A 24213-nucleotide genomic window follows, 5' to 3' on the forward strand; every position below is an offset into this window, starting at 1 on the left:
TCCTGCATTTTGCCAGCCTGAACGTCAGGCAACCCATGCCGTCCGGCGCTGAGTTTACGCGCGACGAGCGACAGTTAAATCAACATGAGAACCCAAACGACGCCATGAGCGACGACAATTCACACAGTAGTGACACAGTAAACAGCAAAAAGGGATTTTTCTCCCTGTTACTCAGCCAGCTTTTTCACGGGGAACCGAAAAACCGTGATGAACTGCTGGCGCTGATCCGTGATTCCGGGCAGAACGATCTTATCGATGAAGATACGCGTGACATGCTCGAAGGGGTAATGGATATCGCCGACCAGCGGGTCCGCGACATTATGATCCCCCGTTCACAAATGATAACCCTGAAACGTAACCAGACGCTGGACGAGTGCCTGGATGTCATTATCGAATCCGCCCACTCGCGTTTCCCGGTCATCAGTGAAGATAAAGATCACATCGAAGGGATTCTGATGGCCAAGGATCTGCTGCCGTTTATGCGCAGCGACGCCGAAGCCTTCAGCATGGAAAAAGTGTTACGGCCGGCGGTTGTCGTCCCGGAAAGCAAGCGGGTCGACCGCATGCTGAAAGAGTTTCGCTCACAGCGCTACCATATGGCGATCGTTATTGACGAATTCGGCGGCGTCTCCGGCCTGGTGACCATCGAGGATATCCTTGAGCTCATCGTCGGGGAAATTGAAGACGAATACGACGAAGAAGAAGATATCGATTTCCGCCAGCTGAGCCGCCACACCTGGACGGTGCGCGCTCTGGCCTCCATCGAAGACTTCAATGACGCCTTCGACACGCACTTCAGCGATGAAGAAGTGGATACCATTGGCGGGCTGGTGATGCAGGCCTTCGGCCATCTGCCGGCCCGCGGCGAATCTATCGACATTGATGGTTACCAATTCAAGGTGGCAATGGCAGATAGCCGTCGTATCATTCAGGTGCATGTAAAGCTGCCCGATGACGCTCCCCAGCCGAAGCTGGAAGAGTAAGCCGCGGCGCTGAAGGTCACGGCCAGCCGGGAGACAGACCGTGGGCGATCCCCGGCTGTCCCCTCCCCCTGCTGGCAAACAGCATAGCCTGTGGCAACAGGCGTTAATTTACGGGACGATTAGCCTAAATGGTATTTGCCTCTCTTCTTGAACGCCAGCGCGTACGTCTGCTGCTGGCGCTGCTATTCGGAGCCAGCGGAACGCTGGCTTTTTCACCTTATGACTTCTGGCCGGCAGCTATCGTTTCGCTGATCGGTCTGCAGGCGTTAACCCTCAACCGACGCCCGCTGCAAAGCGCCGGGATCGGCTATTTCTGGGGATTCGGGCTGTTTGGCACCGGTATCAACTGGGTCTATGTCAGCATCGCGCAATTCGGCGGTATGCCAGGTCCGGTTAACGTCTTTCTCGTCGTTCTGCTGGCGGCCTATCTCTCGCTCTATACCGGCCTGTTTGCCGGCCTGCTCTCCCGGCTGTGGCCCAAAACCAGCTGGCTGCGGGTGGCTATCGCCGCCCCCGTCGTCTGGCAAATCACCGAGTTCCTGCGCGGCTGGGTGCTGACCGGCTTCCCATGGCTGCAGTTCGGCTATAGCCAGATCGACGGCCCGCTGAAAGGTCTCGCACCGGTGATGGGCGTCGAGGCGATCAACTTCCTGCTGATGATGGTTAGCGGCCTGCTGGCCCTGGCCCTCGTCCAGCGTAACTGGAAGCCGCTGGCTATTGCCGCGCTGCTGTTCGCCCTGCCGTTCCCGCTGCGCTATATCCAGTGGTATCAGCTGCTGCCGGAGCGCGCGACCCAGGTCTCGCTGGTGCAAGGCGATATCCCACAGGCCATGAAGTGGGACGAGAAGCAGCTGGTCAACACCCTGAAAACCTACCTGGCGCTGACCCAGCCGCATATCGGCCACTCGCAGCTGATTATCTGGCCCGAGTCGGCGATCCCGGATCTGGAGATCAACCAGCAGCAGTTCCTCAGCATGATGGACGATCTGCTGCGCGCCAAAGACAGTTCGCTGATCACCGGTATTGTCGATGCGCGTCTCAATAAGCAGAACCGCTACGATACCTACAACACCATCATTACCCTCGGTAAAGATAACCCGTACCGCTACGACTCGACCAACCGTTACAACAAGAACCATCTGGTGCCGTTCGGTGAGTTTGTGCCGCTGGAATCGATTCTGCGTCCGCTGGCGCCGTTCTTTGACCTGCCGATGTCCTCCTTCAGCCGCGGCCCCTACGTGCAGCCGCAGCTGATGGCGCATAACCTGAAGCTGACCGCCGCCATCTGCTACGAGATCATCCTCGGGGAACAGGTACGCGATAACTTCCGGCCGGATACCGACTTCCTGCTGACCATCTCCAACGACGCCTGGTTCGGTAAGTCCATCGGTCCGTGGCAACACTTCCAGATGGCGCGGATGCGCGCCCTGGAGCTGGCCCGCCCACTCCTGCGCAGCACCAACAACGGCATTACTGCGGTGATCGGCCCGCGCGGCGAGATCCAGAAGATGATCCCGCAGTTTACCCGCGAGGTGTTGACCACCACCGTGACGCCCACCAGCGGCTTAACCCCTTACGCCCGCACCGGCAACTGGCCGCTATGGGCGCTGACGGCGCTGTTAGGCTTCGCTGCGCTACTGATGAGCCTGCGTCAGCGTCGCCGATAAGTTTCTCCGCCGGCGACGCCCGTCGCCGGCATTTTTTCTCCCCGCGCCAGCCATCCTGGCACAGTCATTGCTTTATTCTCCCTGGTAGCGCCATCGTCCGACCCAGTGCAACCGGGTTGCACCATAAACGTTCGGCGGTCGCGCTATTTTGGTGCAATGGAAGATCTTTGCCTCCCATTGGTGCGGAGCACTTCGCAAAAATAAACAATAAAACAGCAAAATCTTTACATTAAGCCAAACTAAATGCTAACAAACACATACAAATGCGGCACGTGGACGCGTGCCTCGAATAACAACACACACAATCACAATGGGTATCAATAGCGCCGCTGACGCTACGGATAAGGAGTTGGATATGCAATTACGTAAACTGGCCGCCGCAATGCTGGTCATGGGTGTGACCGCCGGTCTGGCACACGCAGAAGATGCCGCCCCGGCGGCAGGCCAGAGCACCCTGGATAAGATCGCCAAAAATGGGGTTATCGTTGTCGGCCATCGTGAATCTTCAGTCCCGTTCTCTTACTACGATAACCAGCAGAAGGTTGTGGGCTACTCTCAGGACTACTCCAACGCCATCGTTGATGCCATCAAGAAAAAGCTGAACAAGCCGGACCTGCAGGTCAAACTGATCCCGGTCACCTCGCAGAACCGTATCCCGCTGCTGCAGAATGGCACCTTTGATTTCGAGTGCGGCTCAACCACCAACAACCTTGAGCGCCAGAAACAGGCGGCCTTCTCCGATACCATCTTCGTGGTCGGCACCCGTCTGCTGGTGAAGAAAGGCGGTCCGATCAAAGATTTCCCGGACCTGAAGGATAAAGCGGTCGTTGTCACCTCCGGAACCACCTCAGAGATCCTGCTGCATAAGCTGAACGATGAGAAAAAAATGAATATGCGCATCATCAGCGCTAAAGATCATGGCGACTCTTTCCGCACCCTGGAAAGCGGACGCGCGGTGGCCTTTATGATGGATGACGCTCTGCTGGCCGGCGAACGCGCCAAGGCGAAGAAACCGGATAACTGGGAAATCGTCGGCACCGCGCAGTCGAAAGAAGCCTATGGCTGCATGCTGCGTAAAGACGATCCGTCATTCAAAGCGCTGGTCGATGAAACCGTTGCCCAGGCCCAGACCTCTGGCGAAGCGGCGAAATGGTTTGATAAATGGTTCAAAAATCCAATTCCGCCGAAAAACCTTAACCTGAACTTCGAACTGTCTGACGACATGAAAGCGCTGTTCAAATCACCTAATGACAAAGCACTGAACTAATTATAACAACCAGGGGCGGGATATCCTGCCCTCCCGATGATTGTCACAGCACGGACAGACTATACGGTGGCTGGTCGTTCCCCAGCCGCCGCGAATACCGAAACAAGCTGGACAACCGTCTTCGAGGGTAGCAATGGCTACCCTTTTTTTTCCAGGAGTCATGTATGTCAATAGACTGGAACTGGGGGATATTCCTGCAACAGGCCCCCTTCGGCAACACTACCTACCTGGGCTGGCTGTGGAGCGGTTTTCAAATTACCGTCGCCCTCTCCATCTCGGCCTGGATCATCGCTTTTCTCGTCGGCTCACTGTTCGGCATTTTACGCACGGTCCCCAATCGCTTCCTCTCGGGCATTGGCACCTGCTATGTCGAACTGTTTCGCAACGTGCCGCTGATCGTGCAGTTCTTTACCTGGTACCTGGTGGTGCCGGAATTCCTGCCGGAAAATATCGGCATGTGGTTTAAATCGGAGCTGGACCCAAACATTCAGTTCTTTGTCTCCTCCATGCTGTGCCTGGGGCTGTTTACCGCCGCCCGCGTCTGCGAGCAGGTACGCGCCGCCATTCAGTCGCTGCCGCGCGGGCAGAAGAACGCCGGTCTGGCGATGGGCCTGACCCTGCCGCAAACCTACCGCTACGTGCTGCTGCCGAACGCCTACCGCGTTATCGTACCGCCGATGACCTCGGAAATGATGAACCTGGTGAAAAACTCGGCCATCGCCTCCACCATCGGTCTTGCCGATATGGCCGCGCAGGCGGGCAAACTGCTGGACTACTCCGCTCATGCCTGGGAGTCTTTTACGGCCATCACCCTGGCCTACGTCTTCATCAACGCGGTGATTATGCTGATTATGTATGTGGTCGAGCGTAAGGTTCGCCTGCCTGGCAATATGGGAGGCAAATAATGTACGATTTTGACTGGAGTTCGATCGTTCCGTCTATGCCCTATCTGCTGGCAGGGCTGGTGATCACCCTGAAGATTACGGTGATCGCCATCGTGGTCGGTATCGTCTGGGGCACCCTGCTGGCGGTGATGCGCCTGTCCAGCTTTCTGCCGCTGGCCTGGTTTGCTAAAACCTACGTTAACGTATTCCGTTCTATTCCGCTGGTGATGGTCCTGCTGTGGTTCTACCTGATTGTCCCGGGCTTCCTGCAGAACGTGCTGGGGCTGTCGCCGAAAACGGATATTCGCCTGATCTCGGCGATGGTGGCCTTTTCGATGTTCGAAGCCGCCTACTACTCAGAGATTATCCGCGCCGGCATTCAGAGCATCTCCCGCGGCCAGTCCGGCGCCGCGTTGGCGCTGGGGATGACCCACTGGCAGTCAATGCGGCTGGTGATCCTGCCGCAGGCCTTCCGCGCCATGGTACCGCTGCTGCTTACCCAGGGGATCGTTCTGTTCCAGGATACCTCGCTGGTGTATGTATTGAGCCTCGCCGACTTCTTCCGTACCGCCTCCACCATTGGCGAGCGTGACGGAACCCAGGTCGAAATGATCCTGTTCGCGGGCGGCGTCTATTTTGTGATTAGCCTCAGCGCCTCGCTGTTGGTCAGCTGGTTGAAGAAAAGGACTGTGTAATGATTACCCTGAAAAACGTTTCAAAATGGTATGGTCACTTTCAGGTGCTGACCGATTGCTCCACGGAAGTGAAAAAAGGCGAAGTCGTGGTGGTCTGCGGGCCATCAGGCTCCGGTAAATCCACGCTGATTAAAACCGTAAACGGCCTTGAGCCCGTGCAACAGGGGCAGATTATCGTCGACGGCACCGTGGTTAACGATAAAAAGACCAACCTGGCTAAACTGCGCTCGCACGTCGGAATGGTCTTTCAGCATTTTGAACTGTTTCCGCACCTGTCGATTATCGACAACCTGACGCTGGCGCAGGTCAAAGTGCTTAACCGCGATAAAGCATCAGCGCGCAAGAAAGGCCTCAAATTGCTGGAGCGCGTTGGCCTGGCGGCGCATGCGGAAAAATATCCGGCGCAGCTCTCCGGTGGTCAGCAGCAGCGCGTGGCCATTGCCCGTGCCCTGTGTATGGACCCGATCGCTATGCTGTTTGATGAGCCCACCTCAGCGCTTGACCCGGAGATGATTAACGAGGTGCTGGACGTCATGGTCGAACTGGCCAACGAGGGGATGACCATGATGGTCGTGACCCATGAAATGGGTTTTGCCCGCAAGGTGGCGAACCGGGTGATCTTTATGGATGAAGGGAAGATTGTCGAAGATGCCGATAAAGAAGCCTTCTTTGCCAATCCGCAATCCGATCGCGCCAAAGATTTCCTCGCCAAAATTCTGCATTAATCGTTATTCGCTGCGCATACCGCCCGGTATGCGCAGCTTATCTTTCCCGCCATATTATTCTTCTATATTATTTATGCGGCCGGTTATCGCTACTATCATTTACGTACCAAATAAACCTCAGTGATAAAAGCTGAACTTATTTATTAAATTGATCAATTCATAAAGAATTCACTAATGAATTCGTGGATCTGCTTCACTACCGCCGCTAGCATATAACGCCTCGTAACAGGTTCGTCGCACGATTATTTTATTAATTGAATATAATATTCTTGCCTGACCTCGCCTGCGCGAAATAAAGGCCATCAATATTCTCTGCCGCACGCAGAATAACGGATGCGCCACCGAACCAATGAAACAAATGGATATTGCTTCATGTTAATTCGATCTCGCACGCTCACCGGGCTACTTTTTATCACTCTGGCGGGCACCTCAGCCGCCGGGGCCGCACAGTTGACCACCTCGGCTCACCAGACGGAACAGGATAAAGCCCGCCAGGAGGCGCTGGCTCCGCAGCAACAGGACTTTCAGTCTTCACAACAGCGCGTGGCGCCGCAGGGTATCCCTTTCCCTGAGGAAACGCATTGTAAATTGATCAACCGGGTCGATATCGACTCCGATAACCAGGCGCTCACCCGGAAATTACTGGCGAAAACCGCGCAGCAGGCGCAGGGCCGCTGCCTCGGCAGCGAAGGTATTCGCCTGCTGGCCTATACCTTGCAAAACGAGCTGATTGCGCAAGGCTACATCACCTCCCTGATTGATGTGCCCTCCCAGTCGCTGGAGCAGGGCATGCTCAGGTTGACGCTGCACTATGGCAAAGTGGGCGCTATCGGCTATGCCGACGGCTCGGACACCACCCGCCTGTGGAATTCACTGCCAACCTCTTCCGGCACAATCCTGCGCTTAAGCGATCTTGAGCAGGGGATGGCCAATATGCAGCGTCTGCCCGGCGCCACGGCGCACATGAAACTGCTGCCAGGCCAGCACGAGGGAGAAAGCGATATCCAGATTGCCCGCAGCCTGGCGAAAAAATGGCAGCTTGGCGCCTGGCTTGACGACGCCGGCAGCAAAGCCAGCGGCCGCTACCAGGCCGGCGGCGCCCTCTATCTCTATGACCTGACCACCCTCAACGATATCCTGTACCTTTCCGGCGGGGGCGATATTGAATTCAATCAGCATAACGACGGCAACCACAACGGCAGCCTGTATTACTCCATCCCCTTCGGCTACTGGACACTAAGCGCCTACGGGGCATACAGCCAGTATCGCCAGCAGTTTAACGGCAACTGGTCGACGATGGATTATAAGAGTAAAAATCGCTACTACAGCGCCACGCTGAGTCGTCTGCTCTCCCACACCCGGCAGCAAAAAACCACCGCCGACCTGCGGATCGCCAAGAGTACCTCGCATTATTACTTTGGCGGCAGTGAGCTACTGGTGATGCGCAAGCAGACACCCGCATGGGAATTCACCCTCAACCACCAGCACTACTTTAACAAAAAGATTGTTGATGCCAGCATCGGCATCCAGCGCAGCCTGCCGTGGCTCAGCTCAACGCCAACGCCGGAGGAAAAGGCCGGGTTATACAGCCCGCTGTCGAGGATCGTGCATGGAAATCTGCAGGCGCTAATGAAATTTGACGCCACCGGCGACAAATTTACCTGGGCTCCCCGCTTGAGCGCCCAGTTCAGCCCGGACAAACTCGCTTCCGATAATAAATTCAATATTGGTAGTCGCTGGAGCGTGCGCGGTTTTGACGGTGAAAACAGCCTGTCCGGCAATCAGGGATGGTACTGGCGCAACGATTTTATCTGGGATCTACCCACCCACGAGCGGCAATTCTATCTGGGCGCGGATGTGGGTCGCCTTATTGGTGCCGATCTGTATCAAAAAGGCAAAGTCCTTTCCGGCGCCGTCAGCGGCCTGCGCGGACAATTATGGTCAACGCAATACGATCTGTTTATTAGCACCCCGCTCAGTAAACCGGATACGTTTCATAGCGACGCCCTGAATATGGGCTTTTCATTACAGTGGAGGTATTAATTCAATCATTATCGACCCTTTCAGCTACGTTGTTTATTAATCTTAATTTAAAGGAATAAATAAAATGTTTAAGTTTAAAGCTTCTTATGTCGCGCTGGCGGCAGTATTAACCTCGTCGGTGGTTTATGCCGACCCGACCAGCTATACGCACTCTTCCGGCGCCACGGTTATTGATATTGAAAAGCCGAACGCCGCCGGCGTCTCCCATAACCTGTACCGCGACTTCAACGTTGGCACCAATGGCACCATCCTCAATAACAGCGGCGACGATGTCAGCCACAGCACCTTTGGCAATATCGCTCGTAACAATAATCTGACCGCCGGCAGCGCCTCGGTGATTTTGAACGAGGTCACCTCTAAAAACGCCAGTAGCCTGAAGGGCTTTATCGAAGTTAACGGTCAGAAAGCGGACGTGGTGATCGCCAACCCGAACGGCATCACCTGCTCCGGCTGTAGCTTTGTCAATACCAACAAGGCCATCCTGACCACCGGTAAGGTTAATATGACCGACGACGGGGCCATCGGAAGCTATACCGTATCAGGCGGCACCCTCACCATCGGCGAAAATGGCATGAACGCCGCTAACGGCTACGCAGTTCTGCTCGCCGATGCGATTAAGATTAACGGTAAAGTACAGGCCAATAATGCCCTGGTCAGCGCAGGTCGCTTCACCATGGATAACAGCTCTGGCGCGATAACCTCTGCAGGTAAACAAGCGACGCTTATCGAAATGACGATCAACCCGCAGTACAGCATCGACGTCAGCAGCCTTGGCGGCATCACCGCCAACAGCATCAGCATGGTCGGCAATAACATCGGCTTTGGCGTACGTAACCAGGGCTCCATTGTCGCTAACAGCACGCTGCAGCTCACCAGCAACGGTAACCTGCTAAACAAAGGGACAATAACGGGCAAAGGTTTGCTGAGCCAGGTTTCCACCGCCACGGGGATCACCAATGACGGCAGCATCGCCGGCGCTTATTACTTAATGCTTTCCAGTGGGAGCTCTATCGTCAATACTGGATCGCTCACCGGCGGCCAGCTGATTGCCTCCGCCAACAGTAACATCACGAGCTTTAAATCCGGTTCGATCACCGGCACCAACGGTTTAACGCTGACCAGCGGCGGGAAAATCAGCAACGAGGAAAAATCCTCATTGCTGTCAAATAACCAGATTTCCATCACGGCGATGGGCGATTTCTTCAATGAAGGCAAAATCAGCGCCAAAAATACCAGCCTGACGTTTGTTGGCGACAGCTTTAAAAACACCGGCAACATTAACTCTACCGGCCAAACCACCATTCAGTCGCTTAAGCAGGATGGCAGCGCAAACAGCGGGGAAATCTATAACCTCGGCAATATCACCGGCGAAAATATCAATCTGCAGACCAACGGTACGCTGGCGCAAAGCACCAGCGGTCGCATGGAAGCCACCAATGCCATTACTGCCCACAGCTACTGGCTGAATCAAAATGGTTATATGAAGGCGGCCGATATCACCACCGATCATGGCGTGGTAAGCAACAATGGCACTATCAATGCAAAGAATATTTCAATCACGACCAATTCAGATATTACCAACGAAGGGCAGATCAGCAGCACCGGAGACCTGACCTTAAATACCAAAAATAAAGGCACGATCTACAACTATTCTACCCTCAGCGCGGGCGGCAATATGACGTTAACCGCCACCAAAGTGGTCAATGGTGGTAAAAGTTGCGGCATACTGGGCCTGGCGAAATGCGGCGTCGGGACCTTAACCGCCGATAAACTGGTACTCAACTCATCGCAGAAATATGTTAGCGACATGGGTGGGAAACAGTATTTCAAGAGCACCGAAGTCAACACCGTGAAATAAGACAAACCACGATGCGCGCAGCCTCGCGCATCGTTTTTCGCACCGCTTAGGGTTCGAAGGGCCGACGCTGGAACTGATCGTGGCCACACTTCGGACAGCGCGGCAGCACGTCCGGGGTATACACTGCCAGGTGATAGTGGCACTTCTCGCAGACCAGATTGCCCAGGCCGACCACCTCACCGCTGTGGTACACGCCGTGGTGATTCAGATCCTGAAAGACTTCGCGCCACTCGAGCTGCGTTTTGTCGGTGATATCAGCCAGTTCCTGCCACAGGCTCTCTTTGATCACCCGCATAAACACGCTGTCGCTCTCGTCTTCATGACTCTCTTCGTAGCTGCGGGCAAACTCCTCGAGATCGCGTTTTACTGCCGCAATCACCGACTCGATCTCGCTCTGCGTGAGATCGCCGGCGCGGGCGATTTTTTCCCGCGCCTGTGTCACCAGCGCGTCGATATCGCGCTCTCCATGGCGGAGCCGTTCGCTGAGCGAGGAGACCAGTTCACGGTAATATTGAGCAACCTTGTTCATCATTTCGCCTCCGGTGTGGTTAACGTCTTCTGATAATAGACCTTATTCCTCTCCCGCTGTGTCTGACAAGCCACAGAGTCGCGAAATAATCAGCGCGGCTTTTGCCGATGTTAATGTGCGAAAGGCTGTTTTGACGGGGGCGTTTGGGCTATGCTATGCCGATCTGAAATAACACATCCATTGGCTACATTTTGTAGCTGTATTGAAAACAGGACCACTGGCTGCCATGCAAGAGCAATACCGCCCGGAAGAGATAGAATCGAAAGTCCAGCTTCACTGGGACGAAAATCGTACATTTGAAGTAACTGAAGACGAGAGCAAAGAGAAGTATTACTGCCTGTCGATGCTTCCTTATCCTTCTGGTCGACTACACATGGGTCACGTGCGTAACTACACCATCGGCGACGTGATTGCCCGCTACCAGCGTATGCTGGGCAAAAACGTCCTGCAGCCGATTGGCTGGGATGCGTTTGGTCTGCCGGCGGAAGGCGCGGCAGTGAAAAACAACACCGCGCCAGCACCGTGGACCTACGACAACATCGCCTACATGAAAAACCAGCTCAAAATGCTGGGTTTTGGCTATGACTGGAGCCGCGAGCTGGCGACCTGCACCCCGGAATACTACCGCTGGGAGCAGAAGTTCTTCACCGAGCTGTACAAAAAAGGGCTGGTATACAAGAAAACCTCCGCGGTGAACTGGTGCCCGAACGACCAGACCGTACTGGCCAACGAACAGGTTATCGACGGCTGCTGCTGGCGCTGCGATACCAAAGTCGAGCGTAAAGAGATCCCGCAGTGGTTTATTAAAATCACCGCCTACGCCGATGAACTGCTGAACGATCTGGATAAACTGGATCACTGGCCAGACACCGTAAAGACCATGCAGCGCAACTGGATCGGCCGTTCCGAAGGGGTGGAAATCTCCTTTGACGTCAATAACTACGCCGATAAGCTGACCGTCTACACCACCCGTCCGGACACCTTTATGGGCTGCACCTACCTGGCCGTCGCGGCGGGTCACCCGCTGGCGCAGCAGGCTGCAGCGAACAATCCGGCGCTGGCTGCCTTTATCGACGAATGCCGTAATACCAAAGTAGCCGAAGCCGACATGGCGACGATGGAGAAAAAAGGCGTCGATACCGGGTTTAAAGCCATTCACCCGCTGACCGGCGAAGAAATTCCTGTCTGGGCGGCAAACTTCGTGCTGATGGAATATGGCACCGGCGCGGTCATGGCCGTTCCGGGTCACGACCAGCGTGACTATGAGTTCGCCAGCAAGTACGGTCTGAACATCAAGCCGGTTATCCTCGCCGCTGACGGCAGCGAGCCGGATCTCTCCGCGCAGGCGCTGACCGAGAAAGGCGTCCTGTTTAACTCCGGCGAGTTCAGCGGCCTCGATTATGAAGCCGGCTTCAACGCCATTGCCGACAAACTGGCAGCCATGGGCGTAGGCGAGCGTAAAATTAACTACCGTCTGCGTGACTGGGGTGTGTCCCGTCAACGCTACTGGGGTGCGCCGATCCCGATGGTGACCCTGGAAGATGGCACTGTGCTGCCGACCCCGGAAGATCAACTGCCGGTGATCCTGCCGGAAGATGTGGTCATGGACGGCATCACCAGCCCGATCAAAGCCGATCCTGAATGGGCGAAGACCACCGTTAACGGTCAGCCGGCGCTGCGTGAAACCGACACCTTTGACACCTTTATGGAATCCTCCTGGTACTATGCGCGCTACACCTGCCCGCAGTATCAGGAAGGGATGCTGGATTCGAAAGCGGCCAACTACTGGCTGCCGGTAGATATCTACATCGGCGGTATCGAACACGCCATCATGCACCTGCTCTACTTCCGCTTCTTCCACAAGCTGATGCGCGACGCGGGCATGGTCAACTCCGATGAGCCGGCGAAGCAGCTGCTGTGCCAGGGTATGGTGCTGGCTGACGCCTTCTACTATGTAGGCGAAAACGGCGAACGTAACTGGGTTTCCCCGGTTGACGCCATCGTTGAGCGCGACGAAAAAGGCCGCATCGTGAAAGCGAAAGACGCGGCAGGCCATGAGCTGGTGTACACCGGCATGAGCAAGATGTCCAAGTCGAAAAACAACGGCATCGACCCGCAGGTGATGGTTGAGCGTTATGGCGCGGATACCGTGCGTCTGTTCATGATGTTTGCGTCCCCGGCGGATATGACCCTCGAGTGGCAGGAATCTGGCGTTGAAGGGGCTAACCGCTTCCTGAAACGCGTCTGGAAACTGGTCTACGAGCACACCACCAAAGGGGACGTTGCGGCACTGAACGTGGCGGCGCTGAGTGAAGATCAGAAAGCGCTGCGTCGCGATATTCACAAAACGATCGCCAAAGTGACCGATGACATCGGCCGTCGTCAGACCTTCAACACCGCCATCGCGGCGATCATGGAGCTGATGAACAAGCTGGCGAAAGCGCCGCAGGAAGACGAACAGGATCGTGCCCTGATGCAGGAAGCGCTGCTGGCGGTGGTGCGTATGCTGAACCCGTTCACCCCGCACGCCAGCTTCACCCTGTGGCGCGAGCTGAACGGCGAAGGCGATATCGACAACGCGCCGTGGCCGGTGGCGGATGAAAGCGCGATGGTGGAAGACAGCACCCTCGTCGTCGTCCAGGTCAATGGCAAAGTTCGTGGTAAAATTACCGTTGCGGTAGATGCAACTGAAGAGCAGGTCCGCGAGCGTGCCGGCCAGGAGCATCTGGTCGCGAAATATCTCGACGGTAAAACCGTGCGTAAAGTGATTTACGTTCCGGGTAAACTGCTCAATCTGGTCGTTGGCTAAGCGCGGGAGGAAGCGTGCGATATCTGGTAACAATGTTGTTATCCCTGGCGGTGCTTGTCACCGCCGGCTGTGGCTGGCATCTGCGTAGCACTACGAAGGTGCCCACCACCATGAAAACCATGATTCTTCAGTCGAGCGATCCGAACGGACCGTTAAGTCGCGCGGTACGTAATCAGCTGCGTCTTAATGGCGTGGACCTGATCGACGCCAGCACGCTGCGTAAAGATGTTCCTTCTCTGCGCCTCGATGGTTCGTCGATTCAGAAAGATACCGCCTCGGTGTTCCAGGATGGTCGTACGGCGGAATATCAGATGGTCATGACCGTTCATGCCAGCGTCCTGATCCCGGGTCACGATATCTATCCGATTACCACCAAGGTCTATCGTTCGTTCTTCGATAACCCGCAGGCGGCGTTAGCGAAAGACGCCGAGCAGGATATGATTATTCAGGAAATGTACGACAAAGCGGCGGAACAGCTGATTCGTAAGCTGCCGAGCGTGCAGGTTGCAGATGTTGAAGCAACCCAGCAGGAAGAGAAACCGGTCGCCGGCAGCACGGCACCGGCTTCCTCGGGTAACCGCGTCTCCACCACTCTGGGTCAATGATGATTCGGTTGTACCCGGAACAGCTCCGCGCGCAGCTCACTGAAGGGCTGCGCGCGGCCTATCTGCTGCTTGGCAACGATCCACTGCTGTTGCAGGAAAGCCAGGACGCCATTCGCGAAGCCGCTGCCGCCCAGGGCTTTACCGAGCACCACACCTTCACCATCGATAACAGCACCGACTGGCAGGCGATTTTCGCGTTAAGCCAGGCGTTGAGTCTGTTCTCCAGCCGGCAAACGCTGCTGCTAATCCTGCCGGAAAACGGCCCTAACGCGGCGATCAACGAACAGCTGGCGACCCTGATCGGCCTGCTGCACGACGACCTGCTGCTGATAGTTCGCGGGAATAAGCTGACCAAAGCCCAGGAGAATGCCGCGTGGCTTACCGCCCTGGCGCAGCGGGCCGTCCAGGTCAGTTGCCAGACACCGGAATACGCACAGCTGCCGCGCTGGCTGGCCGCCCGGGCCAAACAGCATCAGCTGCAGCTCGACGACGCGGCCAGTCAGCTGCTGTGCTACTGTTACGAAGGTAATCTGCTGGCGCTGGCGCAGGCGCTGGAGCGTCTGGCGCTGCTCTGGCCGGACGGTAAGCTGACCCTGCCCCGGGTTGAGCAGGCGGTAAACGATGCCGCCCACTTTACCCCTTACCATTGGGTCGATGCGCTACTGGCAGGCAAAAGCAAGCGCGTGCTACATGTTCTGCAACAGCTCCGCCTTGAAGGCTGCGAGCCGGCGATCCTGCTGCGTACGCTACAGCGGGAGCTGCTGCTGCTGGTCACGCTCAAACGCCAGTCGACGCACACGCCGCTGCGCTCGCTGTTTGATAAACATCGGGTCTGGCAAAACCGCCGTCAGCTGCTCAGCGATGCCCTCGCCCGACTGAGCGGGGAACAGCTGCGCCAGGCGGTGACCCTCCTGACCCGCGCGGAACTGACCTTTAAACAGGATTACGGGCACGACGTCTGGCCCGAACTGGAAAGTCTTTCGTTGTTGCTCTGCCACAAAGCCCTGGCGGACGTTTTTATTGATGGTTGATATGACTCAGTTACAGGCAATCTATGGCGGCACCTTCGATCCGGTGCATTATGGTCACCTCAAGCCGGTCGAGATCCTGGCGAATCAGATTGGCCTGAGCAAGGTCATCATCATGCCTAACAACGTCCCGCCGCACCGTCCCCAGCCGGAAGCCACCAGCGCCCAGCGCGTGCATATGCTTAAGCTGGCGATTGCCGATAAACCGCTGTTCACGCTCGACGAACGCGAGTTGCAGCGTGACACCCCCTCCTGGACAGCAGACACGCTGCAGGCGTGGCGTCAGGAGCAGGGGTCAGAAAAACCGCTGGCGTTTATCATCGGCCAGGATTCGTTGCTCACCTTCCCCACCTGGCACCGCTATGAAACCATCCTTGATAACGTTCATCTGATCGTCTGCCGCCGTCCGGGTTACCCGCTGACCATGGCGCACGACGCGGATCAGCAGTGGCTGGACTGTCACTTAACCCACGACGTAGAGCGCCTGCATAACCGCCCCGCCGGGGCCATCTACCTGGCGGAGACGCCGTGGTTCGATATCTCGGCGACGATTATCCGCCAGCGCCTCGAGCGTGGGGAATCCTGCGCCGAGATGCTGCCGGCCACCGTGCTGGACTACATCCGCGAGCAGGGACTCTATTGCTGACCCCGGACTGGGCCTGATGCTAAAAAAGCGCTATCGTAGCGCCACGTCTCCACCGCCTGTCTGAGCATCATCATGAAATTATGGTTAGTTCGCCACGGCGAAACCGAAGCCAACGTTGCCGGGTTATACAGCGGCCACGCCCCCACTCCGCTGACGCCGCGCGGCGTCGCCCAGGCGCGAGCGCTCGGCGAACGGCTGCGGGCAGTACCTTTCGACAAAGTCATCTGTAGCGAGCTGGCGCGTACCGCGAGGACGGCCGATCTGCTGCTTGGCGATCGCCATATCCCGCGTGAGTGCCATGCCGCGCTCAATGAAATGTTTTTCGGCGACTGGGAGATGCGTCATCATCGCGACCTTCAGCGAGAGGATGCGGAAAACTATGCCGCGTGGTGTGCTGACTGGCAGCACGCGGCCCCCACCAATGGCGAAAGCTTTCAGAATTTTGCCCGCCGCGTCAGCGAATTCACCACAACGCTGGCCGACTGCCGCCATCTTGACCACCTGCTGATTGTCGGCCATCAGGGCGTCCTGAGCCTGCTGACGGCCCTGCTGTTGCAGATGCCCGCGGCGGCGATGTGGCATTTCCCGATTGCCCATGGCGCCTGGAGCCTCCTCGATATGCGCGACGATTTCACCACCCTGCGCGTATTAAATAGCCAGGCCGTCTGGCAGCCGCAAGAAGAATTCCCGCCAGACCATTGACAGGCCAGAGCAGGCTGCTATTCTCCGCTGCCGGGCAGCATCCGCCACAGCATGTTTGCAGAAATTGTTTTACAAAAATGGCGATGCAATCCGCGGCGAGGGATGGGATGATACCCCGCCACGAACGCCTGCCGACAGACATTTCACCCGACTTTTTCATCAGTTCAGGTATACTGTCAGGCTCTTTATCATTATCAATCTTCATGCACCCAGGGGGAACACTTGCAGGGTAAAGCACTCCAGGATTTTGTTATCGACAAAATTGATGACCTGAAAGGTCAGGACATCGTCGCCATTGATGTACATGGCAAATCCAGCATCACCGATTGCATGATTATCTGCACCGGCACCTCTACCCGTCACGTGATGTCCATCGCCGACCACGTGGTTCAGGAATCCCGCGCCGCCGGCATGCTGCCGCTGGGCGTTGAAGGGGAAGCCGCCGCCGACTGGATCGTCGTCGACCTCGGCGACGTGATGGTTCACGTCATGCAGGAAGAGAGCCGTCGTCTGTACGAGCTGGAAAAACTCTGGAGTTAATGCGTGAAGTTGCAGCTGGTGGCCGTTGGCACCAAAATGCCGGACTGGGTACAGACCGGCTTTAGCGAGTATCTGCGCCGTTTTCCCAAAGATATGCCGTTTGAACTGGTGGAGATCCCCGCCGGTAAACGCGGCAAGAACGCCGATATCAAGCGCATCCTCGAAAAAGAGGGCGAGATGATGTTGGCCGCTGCCGGTAAGAACCGTATCGTGACCCTGGATATTCCGGGAAAACCATGGGATACGCCGCAGCTGGCGCGCGAACTGGAACGCTGGAAACAGGACGGGCGCGACGTCAGTTTGCTGGTAGGCGGCCCGGAAGGCCTCTCTCCAGCCTGTAAAGCAGCGGCGGAACAGAGTTGGTCGCTCTCCACCCTCACCTTACCTCACCCGCTGGTGCGCGTACTGGTGGCCGAGAGTCTGTATCGGGCGTGGAGCATAACCACCAACCACCCGTACCACCGTGAGTAATGATGATCAGGGTAGACTAAGCAGCGAATGAAATTACAGAATTCTTTCCGCGACTATACGGCTGAATCCTCGCTGTTCGTGCGCCGGGCGCTGGTCGCTTTTTTGGGGATTTTGCTGCTTACCGGCGTTCTGGTCGCCAACCTGTACAATGTGCAAATCGTTCGCTTCAATGACTATCAGACGCGTTCGAACGAAAACCGCATCAAGCTGGTACCGATCCCGCCGAGCCGCGGCATTATTTACGATCGCAACGGCACCCCGCTGGCGCTTAACCGCACCATTTATCAGCTGGAGATGATGCCGGAGAAAGTCGATAACGTGCAGCAGACGCTGGATGCGCTGCGTGACGTCGTCGATTTAACCGACGATGATATCGCCGGCTTCAAAAAGGAGCGCGCACGCTCCCATCGCTTTACCTCGATTCCGGTAAAGGTCAACCTCAGTGAAGTGCAGGTTGCCCGCTTTGCCGTCAACCAGTACCGCTTTCCCGGCGTGGAAGTCAAAGGCTACAAGCGTCGTTATTATCCCTATAACTCGGCGCTGACGCACGTCATTGGCTACGTCTCAAAAATTAACGATAAAGACGTCGACCGCCTCGACAAAGAAGGCAAGCTGGCTAACTACGCCTCGACCCACGACATCGGTAAGCTGGGTATTGAGCGTTATTATGAGGATGTCCTGCACGGTCAGACCGGCTACGAAGAGGTTGAAGTGAACAACCGCGGCCGCGTCATTCGACAACTGAAAGAGGTGCCGCCGCAGGCCGGACGCGATATCTACCTCACTCTCGATCTCAAGCTGCAGCAGTATATCGAAACCCTGCTGGCCGGTAGCCGTGCCGCCGTGGTGGTCACCGATCCGCGTACCGGCGCCGTTCTGGCGCTGGTATCTACGCCAAGCTATGACCCGAACCTGTTCGTCGACGGCATCTCCAGTAAAGATTACTCCGGCCTGCTCAACGATCCGAACACGCCGCTGGTCAACCGCGCGACGCAGGGGGTCTACCCGCCGGCGTCAACGGTAAAACCGTACGTCGCCGTCTCGGCGCTGAGCGCCGGGTTGATCACCCGCAATACCAGCCTGTTCGACCCAGGCTGGTGGCAGCTGCCTGGCTCCGATAAACGCTATCGTGACTGGAAAAAATGGGGCCACGGCCACCTGAACGTCACCAAAGCGCTGGAGGAGTCTGCGGATACCTATTTCTATCAGGTCGCCTATGACATGGGCATCGATCGCCTCTCTGAGTGGATGAGCAAGTTTGGCTACGGCCACTACACCGGTATCGACCTTTCTGAAGAGCGCTCGGGCAACATGCCAACCCGCGAATGGAAGCTCAAGCGCTTCAAGAAACCCTGGTACCAGGGGGACACCATTCCGGTGGGCATCGGTCAGGGGTACTGGACTGCCACCCCCATCCAGATGAACAAGGCGCTGATGATCCTGATTAACGACGGGGTGGTGAAAGTGCCGCACCTGCTGCAAAGCACCGTGGAAGACGGCAAGCCCGTTCCGTGGGTTCAGCCGCATGAGCCGCCGGTGGGCGACATCCATTCCGGCTACTGGGAAATCGCCAAAGACGGCATGTTCGGCGTGGCCAACCGCGGCAACGGCACCGCGCACAAATATTTCGCCAGCGCGCCGTATAAGATCGCGGCCAAGTCCGGTACCGCCCAGGTGTTCGGCCTGAAGGCCAACGAAACCTATAACGCGCACCGCATCTCTGAACGTCTGCGCGACCATAAACTGATGACGGCGTTTGCGCCTTATAACAACCCTCAGGTTGCCGTGGCGATGATCCTGGAAAACGGCGGCGCCGGCCCGGCGGTCGGCACCATTATGCGACAAATCCTTGATCACATTATGCTGGGCGATAACAACACCACGCTGCCAAGCGAAAACCCGGCGGTCACCGCAGGGGAGGATCAATAATGACGGACAATCCGAACAAAAAATCGCTGTGGGATAAAATCCATCTTGACCCCACCATGCTGCTGATCCTGCTGGCGCTACTGACCTACAGCGCGCTGGTTATCTGGAGCGCCAGCGGTCAGGACGTCGGCATGATGGAACGTAAAATCGGCCAGATCGCCATGGGCGTGGTGATCATGATCGTCATGGCGCAGATCCCACCGCGGGTCTATGAAGGCTGGGCGCCCTATCTTTATATTTTCTGTATTATTCTGCTGGTGGCCGTTGATGCTTTCGGCGCTATCTCCAAAGGGGCGCAGCGCTGGCTGGATCTCGGTATCGTCCGCTTTCAGCCGTCGGAGATAGCGAAAATCGCCGTGCCGCTGATGGTCGCGCGCTTTATTAACCGCGACGTCTGTCCGCCGTCGCTGAAGAACACCGCGATTGCGCTGGTGCTGATCTTCCTGCCGACCCTGCTGGTGGCAGCGCAGCCCGACCTCGGCACCTCGATTCTGATCGCTCTCTCCGGGCTGTTTGTGCTGTTCCTTTCCGGTCTAAGCTGGCGTCTTATCGGGATCGCCGTGGTGCTGGTCGCCGCCTTTATACCGATCCTGTGGTTCTTCCTGATGCATGACTATCAGCGCCAGCGCGTGATGATGCTCCTCGACCCGGAAACCGACCCGCTGGGCGCCGGCTATCACATTATTCAGTCTAAAATTGCCATTGGCTCCGGCGGTCTGCGCGGCAAAGGCTGGCTGCACGGCACGCAGTCGCAGCTCGAGTTCCTGCCGGAACGCCACACCGACTTTATCTTCGCCGTGCTGGCCGAAGAGCTGGGGCTGATTGGTGTGCTGATCCTGCTGGCGCTCTATATTCTGCTGATCATGCGCGGGCTGTGGATCGCCGCCCAGGCGCAAACCACCTTTGGCCGGGTCATGGCCGGTGGTTTAATGTTGATTTTATTCGTTTATGTCTTCGTAAATATTGGTATGGTGAGTGGTATTTTACCGGTGGTGGGCGTACCGTTGCCGCTGGTGAGCTACGGGGGCTCCGCCCTGATCGTATTGATGGCCGGGTTTGGTATCGTGATGTCGATCCATACCCACAGAAAAATGTTGTCGAAAAGCGTTTAAAGGGGTTTGCAATGCGTAAGCAATGGCTGGGGATCTGCATAGCAGCGGGGCTGCTGGCGGCATGTTCGAGTGATGACGTGCAACAAAAAACGGTCAGTACTCCACAGCCGGCCGTCTGTAATGGCCCGACGGTTGAGATCAGCGGCGCCGATCCGCAGTATGAAACGCCGAACGCCACGGCGAATCAGGATTATGAGCGCGACGGTAAAAGCTATAAAATCGTTCAGGATCCGGCCAACTTTACGCAGGCTGGTTTTGCGGCGATCTATGACGCGGAACCTAACAGTAACCTGACCGCCAGCGGCGAAACCTTCGATCCGACCCAGTTGACCGCGGCGCACCCCACGCTGCCAATCCCGAGCTATGCGCGGATCACCAACCTCGCTAACGGCCGCATGATCGTCGTGCGGATTAACGATCGCGGCCCGTATGGTAACGATCGCGTTATCTCGCTCTCCCGTGCGTCTGCTGACCGTCTGAACACCTCGAACAACACCAAGGTGCGTATCGACCCCATCATCGTTGCGCCTGACGGTTCGCTTTCCGGTCCGGGAATGGCCTGCACCACCGTCGCCAAACAGACGTACGCCCTGCCCGCCCGACCGAATCTGGACGGCGGTGACGCCACAGGTATGAACCAGCCTGCGCCTGCCGACGTTCGCCCGATCAGCAACAGCACGCTGAAGCCGGAAGACAGCGTCGGCGCGCCGGTGAACAGCGGCGGTTTCCTCGGCGCCCCGACGCCGCTGAACAGCGGCGTGCTGGAGAGTAGCGAGCCGGCAGCCACGACCGCCGCCACTGCGGCCCCTGCTGCTGCCGTCGCGACGCAAACGGCTCCCGTCACCGCGCCAGGCTCCATCCAGGGTAGCGTAGCGGCGACAGCGGCCACTGCCGCGACCGCCAGCGCCGTTGCCGCCTCCTCTACCGCCACCTCCAGCGCCAGCGGTAATTTTGTCGTCCAGGTTGGCGCAGTGAGCGACCAGGCGCGGGCGCAGCAGTATCAGCAGCGCCTGAGCCAGCAGTTCTCGGTGCCAGGCCGGGTCACGCAAAACGGCGCGGTATGGCGTATTCAGCTGGGCCCGTTTGCTGATAAGGCGCAGGCCAGCGCCGTTCAGCAGCGCCTGCAAAGCGAAGCGCAGCTGCAGTCCTTTATTACTCGCGCCAACTAAACGCCGCGGGCAGCCCGTTCACCTTGCGCATGTAAAAGTCATTAACAAACTCATGCGCAATGTCGGATGCTGGCCCGCAGAGCATTTGCTATAGTAAGGCACTTTTTTTAACTCCATCACGGATGCCGTTGTTCTGACCATGAAGACCTCTTTCACCGCTCGTTTACTCATCACGGCGCTCTCCGTTGCAGCGCTCTCCTCCGCTGCCCGCGCCGATGACCTGAATATCAAAACGATGATCCCAGGCGCCCCGCAGATTGACGCCGAATCCTGGGTGCTTATTGATTACAACTCCGGCAAAGTGCTGGCGGAAAATAACGCCGACTCCCGTCGCGACCCGGCCAGTCTGACCAAAATGATGACCAGCTATGTCATCGGTCAGGCGATGAAAGCGGGTAAATTCAAAGAGTCCGATCTGGTCACTGTCGGCAACGATGCCTGGGCCACCGGCAACCCGGTTTTCAAAGGCTCTTCTCTGATGTTCCTCAAGCCGGGGATGCAGGTTCCGGTTTCGCAGCTGATCCGGGGTATCAACCTGCAGTCGGGTAACGATGCCTGCGTGGCCATGGCCGACTATGTTGCCGGTAGCCAGGACGCCTTCGTCAGCCTGATGAACAACTATGTTAACGCCCTGGGCCTGAAAAACACCCATTTCCAGACCGTTCACGGCCTCGATGCTGACGGACAGTACAGTTCCGCGCGCGACATGGCGCTGATTGGCCAGGCGCTGATCCGCGATGTGCCGAACGAGTACTCTATCTATCGTGAGAAAGAGTTCACTTTCAACGGCATCCGCCAGCTGAACCGTAACGGCCTGCTGTGGGATAACAGCCTGAACGTCGACGGCATCAAAACGGGTCATACCGACAAAGCGGGCTACAACCTCGTCGCCTCTGCCACCGAAGGCCAGATGCGTCTTATCTCGGCGGTGATGGGCGGACGTACTTTCAAAGGTCGTGAGTCGGAAAGCAAAAAACTGCTGACCTGGGGCTTCCGCTTCTTTGAAACCGTCAACCCGATCAAAGCCGGCAAAGAGTTTGCTTCCGAACCGGCCTGGTTCGGTGACAGCGATCGCGCCTCGCTGGGGGTGGATAAAGATGTCTACCTGACCATCCCGCGTGGCCGGATGAAAGATCTGAAAGCCAGCTATGTGCTGAATAACACTGAACTGCACGCCCCGCTGCAGAAAAACCAGGTGGTCGGCACCATCAACTTCCAGTTAGATGGTAAAACTATCGATCAGCGCCCGCTGGTGGTGCTGCAGGAAATCCCGGAAGGGAATTTCTTTGGCAAAATTATTGATTACATTAAGTTAATGTTCCACCACTGGTTTGGTTAAAAATCGAACACTTGAAAGTGTGATTTCCATCCCCATATACTATTTATCCAAGTAACCTGATAACTCCCGCCCTTGGTGGGAGTTATTATTTTGTCGTAACACCGGAGCTGACATGAAAACCAAACTTAACGAACTGCTGGAATTCCCTACCCCCTTTACTTACAAAGTAATGGGACAGGCGTTGCCGGAGCTGGTTGATCAGGTGGTGGAAGTGGTACAGCGCCATGCGCCTGGTGATTACTCGCCGTCAGTAAAACCGAGCAGCAAAGGTAACTACCACTCGGTCTCCATCACCATCAACGCCACCCACATTGAGCAGGTGGAAACGCTGTACGAAGAGTTAGGCAATATCGATATCGTACGGATGGTGCTGTAACCTTTTCCCCGACCCGGCCGCCGTGCCGGGTCCTTTCATCCCCTTCCGCCCTGCTGTGATATACTCCCCGCCCTGAGTCCTCTCTTCCCGGCGGAGATGTTGTTTTGCAGCACAATAAAATTCTTATCCGGCAGCTTGGCCTGCAACCATACGAACCCATCTCGCAGGCGATGCATGAATTCACCGACGCCCGCGATGAAGACACCCTCGACGAGATCTGGCTGGTGGAACATCACCCGGTCTTCACTCAGGGCCAGGCAGGCAAAGCGGAACACGTGCTGGTGCCCGGCGATATTCCGGTGATCCAGAGCGATCGCGGCGGCCAGGTGACCTATCACGGTCCAGGACAGCAGGTAATGTATGTTCTGTTGAACCTTAAACGCCGCAAGCTGGGTGTGCGCGAGCTGGTGACGCTGCTGGAGCAAACGGTCGTTAATACCCTGGCCGAGTATGGCATCGAATCGCATCCCCGCGCCGATGCCCCAGGGGTCTACGTCGGCGATCGCAAAATCTGCTCACTGGGACTGCGGATCCGCAAAGGGTGCTCTTTCCACGGTCTGGCGCTCAATATCGCGATGGATCTCGCGCCATTTCTGCGCATCAATCCCTGCGGCTATGCCGGCATGGAGATGACGCAAATGCGCCAGTGGCAGCCAGAGGTGACTCCAGAGACGGTCGCCCCGCGGCTGGTCGCCAATCTGCTGGCGCTGCTGAACCATCCCCCGCACGAATATCTCCCCCAGCAGTAAACGGTAGATCAGCGCCCCGCAGGCGGCGGGGCGCTAAACGATTAACACATTATTTTTGCAATCAATTGTCACGTACGGGATGTGGTG

General features: G+C 56.8%; 22 protein-coding genes. 21 read left to right on the forward strand and 1 reads right to left on the reverse strand.

What is annotated here, in order from left to right:
* The first annotated feature begins 104 nt into the window (after window positions 1–104).
* The 8 genes from corC to AC3EMD_RS19220 all read left to right on the forward strand — a co-directional run bounded on the left by corC (window position 105) and on the right by AC3EMD_RS19220 (window position 10122).
* Window positions 105–983, forward strand: coding sequence for a CNNM family magnesium/cobalt transport protein CorC (gene corC / locus AC3EMD_RS19185; protein ID WP_004197606.1), 879 nt, complete (start codon window positions 105–107; stop codon window positions 981–983).
* A 128-nt stretch (window positions 984–1111) separates the two neighbouring features.
* Complete coding sequence (gene lnt, locus AC3EMD_RS19190) at window positions 1112–2650, forward strand: apolipoprotein N-acyltransferase (RefSeq protein WP_022065697.1); 1539 nt, start codon at window positions 1112–1114, stop codon at window positions 2648–2650.
* A gap of 355 nt (window positions 2651–3005) precedes the next feature.
* Window positions 3006–3917: an amino acid ABC transporter substrate-binding protein gene (locus AC3EMD_RS19195; protein ID WP_012542450.1), complete on the forward strand. Its 912-nt coding sequence runs from the start codon at window positions 3006–3008 to the stop codon at window positions 3915–3917.
* 164 nt (window positions 3918–4081) lie between these two features.
* Complete coding sequence (locus AC3EMD_RS19200) at window positions 4082–4822, forward strand: amino acid ABC transporter permease (protein ID WP_002894709.1); 741 nt, start codon at window positions 4082–4084, stop codon at window positions 4820–4822.
* The gene (gene gltK, locus AC3EMD_RS19205) at window positions 4822–5496 is read left to right on the forward strand and encodes a glutamate/aspartate ABC transporter permease GltK (RefSeq protein ID WP_012542451.1); all 675 of its coding nucleotides are present in this window, start codon (window positions 4822–4824) and stop codon (window positions 5494–5496) included. Before AC3EMD_RS19200 ends, gltK begins: the two co-directional genes overlap by 1 nt.
* Window positions 5496–6221 (forward strand): amino acid ABC transporter ATP-binding protein, encoded by a 726-nt coding sequence (locus AC3EMD_RS19210; protein ID WP_008805645.1) that lies wholly within the window; start codon window positions 5496–5498, stop codon window positions 6219–6221. Before gltK ends, AC3EMD_RS19210 begins: the two co-directional genes overlap by 1 nt.
* Window positions 6222–6593: 372 nt before the next feature.
* Window positions 6594–8264, forward strand: a complete 1671-nt coding sequence (locus AC3EMD_RS19215) for a ShlB/FhaC/HecB family hemolysin secretion/activation protein (protein WP_232756994.1) — start codon at window positions 6594–6596, stop codon at window positions 8262–8264.
* A 64-nt stretch (window positions 8265–8328) separates the two neighbouring features.
* Complete coding sequence (locus AC3EMD_RS19220) at window positions 8329–10122, forward strand: filamentous hemagglutinin N-terminal domain-containing protein (RefSeq protein ID WP_302073643.1); 1794 nt, start codon at window positions 8329–8331, stop codon at window positions 10120–10122.
* 46 nt (window positions 10123–10168) lie between these two features.
* On the opposite strand, the gene AC3EMD_RS19225 is transcribed toward AC3EMD_RS19220, so the two are convergent.
* The gene (locus AC3EMD_RS19225) at window positions 10169–10651 is read right to left on the reverse strand and encodes a zinc ribbon-containing protein (RefSeq protein WP_032691348.1); all 483 of its coding nucleotides are present in this window, start codon (window positions 10649–10651) and stop codon (window positions 10169–10171) included.
* 226 nt (window positions 10652–10877) lie between these two features.
* Here AC3EMD_RS19225 and leuS point away from each other — a divergent pair, with 226 nt between their 5' ends.
* The 13 genes from leuS to lipB all read left to right on the forward strand — a co-directional run bounded on the left by leuS (window position 10878) and on the right by lipB (window position 24126).
* The gene (leuS, locus tag AC3EMD_RS19230) at window positions 10878–13460 is read left to right on the forward strand and encodes a leucine--tRNA ligase (protein WP_012542455.1); all 2583 of its coding nucleotides are present in this window, start codon (window positions 10878–10880) and stop codon (window positions 13458–13460) included.
* A gap of 14 nt (window positions 13461–13474) precedes the next feature.
* Window positions 13475–14065, forward strand: coding sequence for an LPS assembly lipoprotein LptE (gene lptE, locus AC3EMD_RS19235; RefSeq protein ID WP_008805640.1), 591 nt, complete (start codon window positions 13475–13477; stop codon window positions 14063–14065).
* Window positions 14065–15096 (forward strand): DNA polymerase III subunit delta, encoded by a 1032-nt coding sequence (gene holA / locus AC3EMD_RS19240; RefSeq protein ID WP_032691138.1) that lies wholly within the window; start codon window positions 14065–14067, stop codon window positions 15094–15096. The genes lptE and holA overlap by 1 nt, the downstream gene beginning before the upstream one ends.
* A complete protein-coding gene (nadD, locus tag AC3EMD_RS19245; RefSeq protein WP_165451311.1) occupies window positions 15089–15739 on the forward strand; it encodes a nicotinate-nucleotide adenylyltransferase in 651 nt (216 codons plus the stop codon). Before holA ends, nadD begins: the two co-directional genes overlap by 8 nt.
* A gap of 72 nt (window positions 15740–15811) precedes the next feature.
* Window positions 15812–16441, forward strand: a complete 630-nt coding sequence (locus AC3EMD_RS19250; protein ID WP_012542458.1) for an adenosylcobalamin/alpha-ribazole phosphatase — start codon at window positions 15812–15814, stop codon at window positions 16439–16441.
* A gap of 222 nt (window positions 16442–16663) precedes the next feature.
* Window positions 16664–16981 carry a ribosome silencing factor gene (gene rsfS, locus AC3EMD_RS19255; RefSeq protein WP_002894623.1) on the forward strand — a complete coding sequence of 106 codons (318 nt, stop codon included), beginning with the start codon at window positions 16664–16666 and terminating at the stop codon, window positions 16979–16981.
* A gap of 3 nt (window positions 16982–16984) precedes the next feature.
* The gene (gene rlmH / locus AC3EMD_RS19260; RefSeq protein WP_002894620.1) at window positions 16985–17452 is read left to right on the forward strand and encodes a 23S rRNA (pseudouridine(1915)-N(3))-methyltransferase RlmH; all 468 of its coding nucleotides are present in this window, start codon (window positions 16985–16987) and stop codon (window positions 17450–17452) included.
* Window positions 17453–17479: 27 nt separating this feature from the next.
* A complete protein-coding gene (gene mrdA / locus AC3EMD_RS19265) occupies window positions 17480–19381 on the forward strand; it encodes a peptidoglycan DD-transpeptidase MrdA (RefSeq protein WP_302073644.1) in 1902 nt (633 codons plus the stop codon).
* Window positions 19381–20493: a peptidoglycan glycosyltransferase MrdB gene (mrdB, locus tag AC3EMD_RS19270; RefSeq protein ID WP_008805635.1), complete on the forward strand. Its 1113-nt coding sequence runs from the start codon at window positions 19381–19383 to the stop codon at window positions 20491–20493. Before mrdA ends, mrdB begins: the two co-directional genes overlap by 1 nt.
* An 11-nt stretch (window positions 20494–20504) precedes the next feature.
* Window positions 20505–21662, forward strand: coding sequence for an endolytic peptidoglycan transglycosylase RlpA (gene rlpA, locus AC3EMD_RS19275; protein ID WP_008805634.1), 1158 nt, complete (start codon window positions 20505–20507; stop codon window positions 21660–21662).
* Between the two features lie 139 nt (window positions 21663–21801).
* The gene (gene dacA, locus AC3EMD_RS19280; RefSeq protein WP_008805633.1) at window positions 21802–23001 is read left to right on the forward strand and encodes a D-alanyl-D-alanine carboxypeptidase DacA; all 1200 of its coding nucleotides are present in this window, start codon (window positions 21802–21804) and stop codon (window positions 22999–23001) included.
* Window positions 23002–23113: 112 nt separating this feature from the next.
* On the forward strand, window positions 23114–23377 hold the full coding sequence (gene ybeD, locus AC3EMD_RS19285) for a DUF493 family protein YbeD (protein WP_002894474.1): 264 nt from the start codon (window positions 23114–23116) through the stop codon (window positions 23375–23377).
* Between the two features lie 104 nt (window positions 23378–23481).
* Window positions 23482–24126 (forward strand): lipoyl(octanoyl) transferase LipB, encoded by a 645-nt coding sequence (gene lipB / locus AC3EMD_RS19290; RefSeq protein ID WP_012542459.1) that lies wholly within the window; start codon window positions 23482–23484, stop codon window positions 24124–24126.
* The last annotated feature ends 87 nt before the right edge of the window (window positions 24127–24213 follow it).

The organism is Klebsiella sp. PK18, assembly GCF_057784655.1.

Excerpts from the sequence above, each read along its gene's own strand:
- dacA (WP_008805633.1), top strand. The coding sequence starts at position 21,802 with ATGAAGACCTCTTTCACCGCTCGTTTACTCATCACGGCGCTCTCCGTT.
- AC3EMD_RS19215 (WP_232756994.1), top strand. The coding sequence starts at position 6,594 with ATGTTAATTCGATCTCGCACGCTCACCGGGCTACTTTTTATCACTCTG.
- mrdB (WP_008805635.1), top strand. The coding sequence starts at position 19,381 with ATGACGGACAATCCGAACAAAAAATCGCTGTGGGATAAAATCCATCTT.
- rlpA (WP_008805634.1), top strand. The coding sequence starts at position 20,505 with ATGCGTAAGCAATGGCTGGGGATCTGCATAGCAGCGGGGCTGCTGGCG.
- AC3EMD_RS19225 (WP_032691348.1), bottom strand. The coding sequence starts at position 10,651 with ATGAACAAGGTTGCTCAATATTACCGTGAACTGGTCTCCTCGCTCAGC.
- AC3EMD_RS19220 (WP_302073643.1), top strand. The coding sequence starts at position 8,329 with ATGTTTAAGTTTAAAGCTTCTTATGTCGCGCTGGCGGCAGTATTAACC.
- mrdA (WP_302073644.1), top strand. The coding sequence starts at position 17,480 with ATGAAATTACAGAATTCTTTCCGCGACTATACGGCTGAATCCTCGCTG.
- AC3EMD_RS19195 (WP_012542450.1), top strand. The coding sequence starts at position 3,006 with ATGCAATTACGTAAACTGGCCGCCGCAATGCTGGTCATGGGTGTGACC.
- AC3EMD_RS19200 (WP_002894709.1), top strand. The coding sequence starts at position 4,082 with ATGTCAATAGACTGGAACTGGGGGATATTCCTGCAACAGGCCCCCTTC.
- AC3EMD_RS19210 (WP_008805645.1), top strand. The coding sequence starts at position 5,496 with ATGATTACCCTGAAAAACGTTTCAAAATGGTATGGTCACTTTCAGGTG.
- leuS (WP_012542455.1), top strand. The coding sequence starts at position 10,878 with ATGCAAGAGCAATACCGCCCGGAAGAGATAGAATCGAAAGTCCAGCTT.
- holA (WP_032691138.1), top strand. The coding sequence starts at position 14,065 with ATGATTCGGTTGTACCCGGAACAGCTCCGCGCGCAGCTCACTGAAGGG.
- gltK (WP_012542451.1), top strand. The coding sequence starts at position 4,822 with ATGTACGATTTTGACTGGAGTTCGATCGTTCCGTCTATGCCCTATCTG.
- lnt (WP_022065697.1), top strand. The coding sequence starts at position 1,112 with ATGGTATTTGCCTCTCTTCTTGAACGCCAGCGCGTACGTCTGCTGCTG.
- corC (WP_004197606.1), top strand. The coding sequence starts at position 105 with ATGAGCGACGACAATTCACACAGTAGTGACACAGTAAACAGCAAAAAG.
- AC3EMD_RS19250 (WP_012542458.1), top strand. The coding sequence starts at position 15,812 with ATGAAATTATGGTTAGTTCGCCACGGCGAAACCGAAGCCAACGTTGCC.
- nadD (WP_165451311.1), top strand. The coding sequence starts at position 15,089 with ATGGTTGATATGACTCAGTTACAGGCAATCTATGGCGGCACCTTCGAT.
- ybeD (WP_002894474.1), top strand. The coding sequence starts at position 23,114 with ATGAAAACCAAACTTAACGAACTGCTGGAATTCCCTACCCCCTTTACT.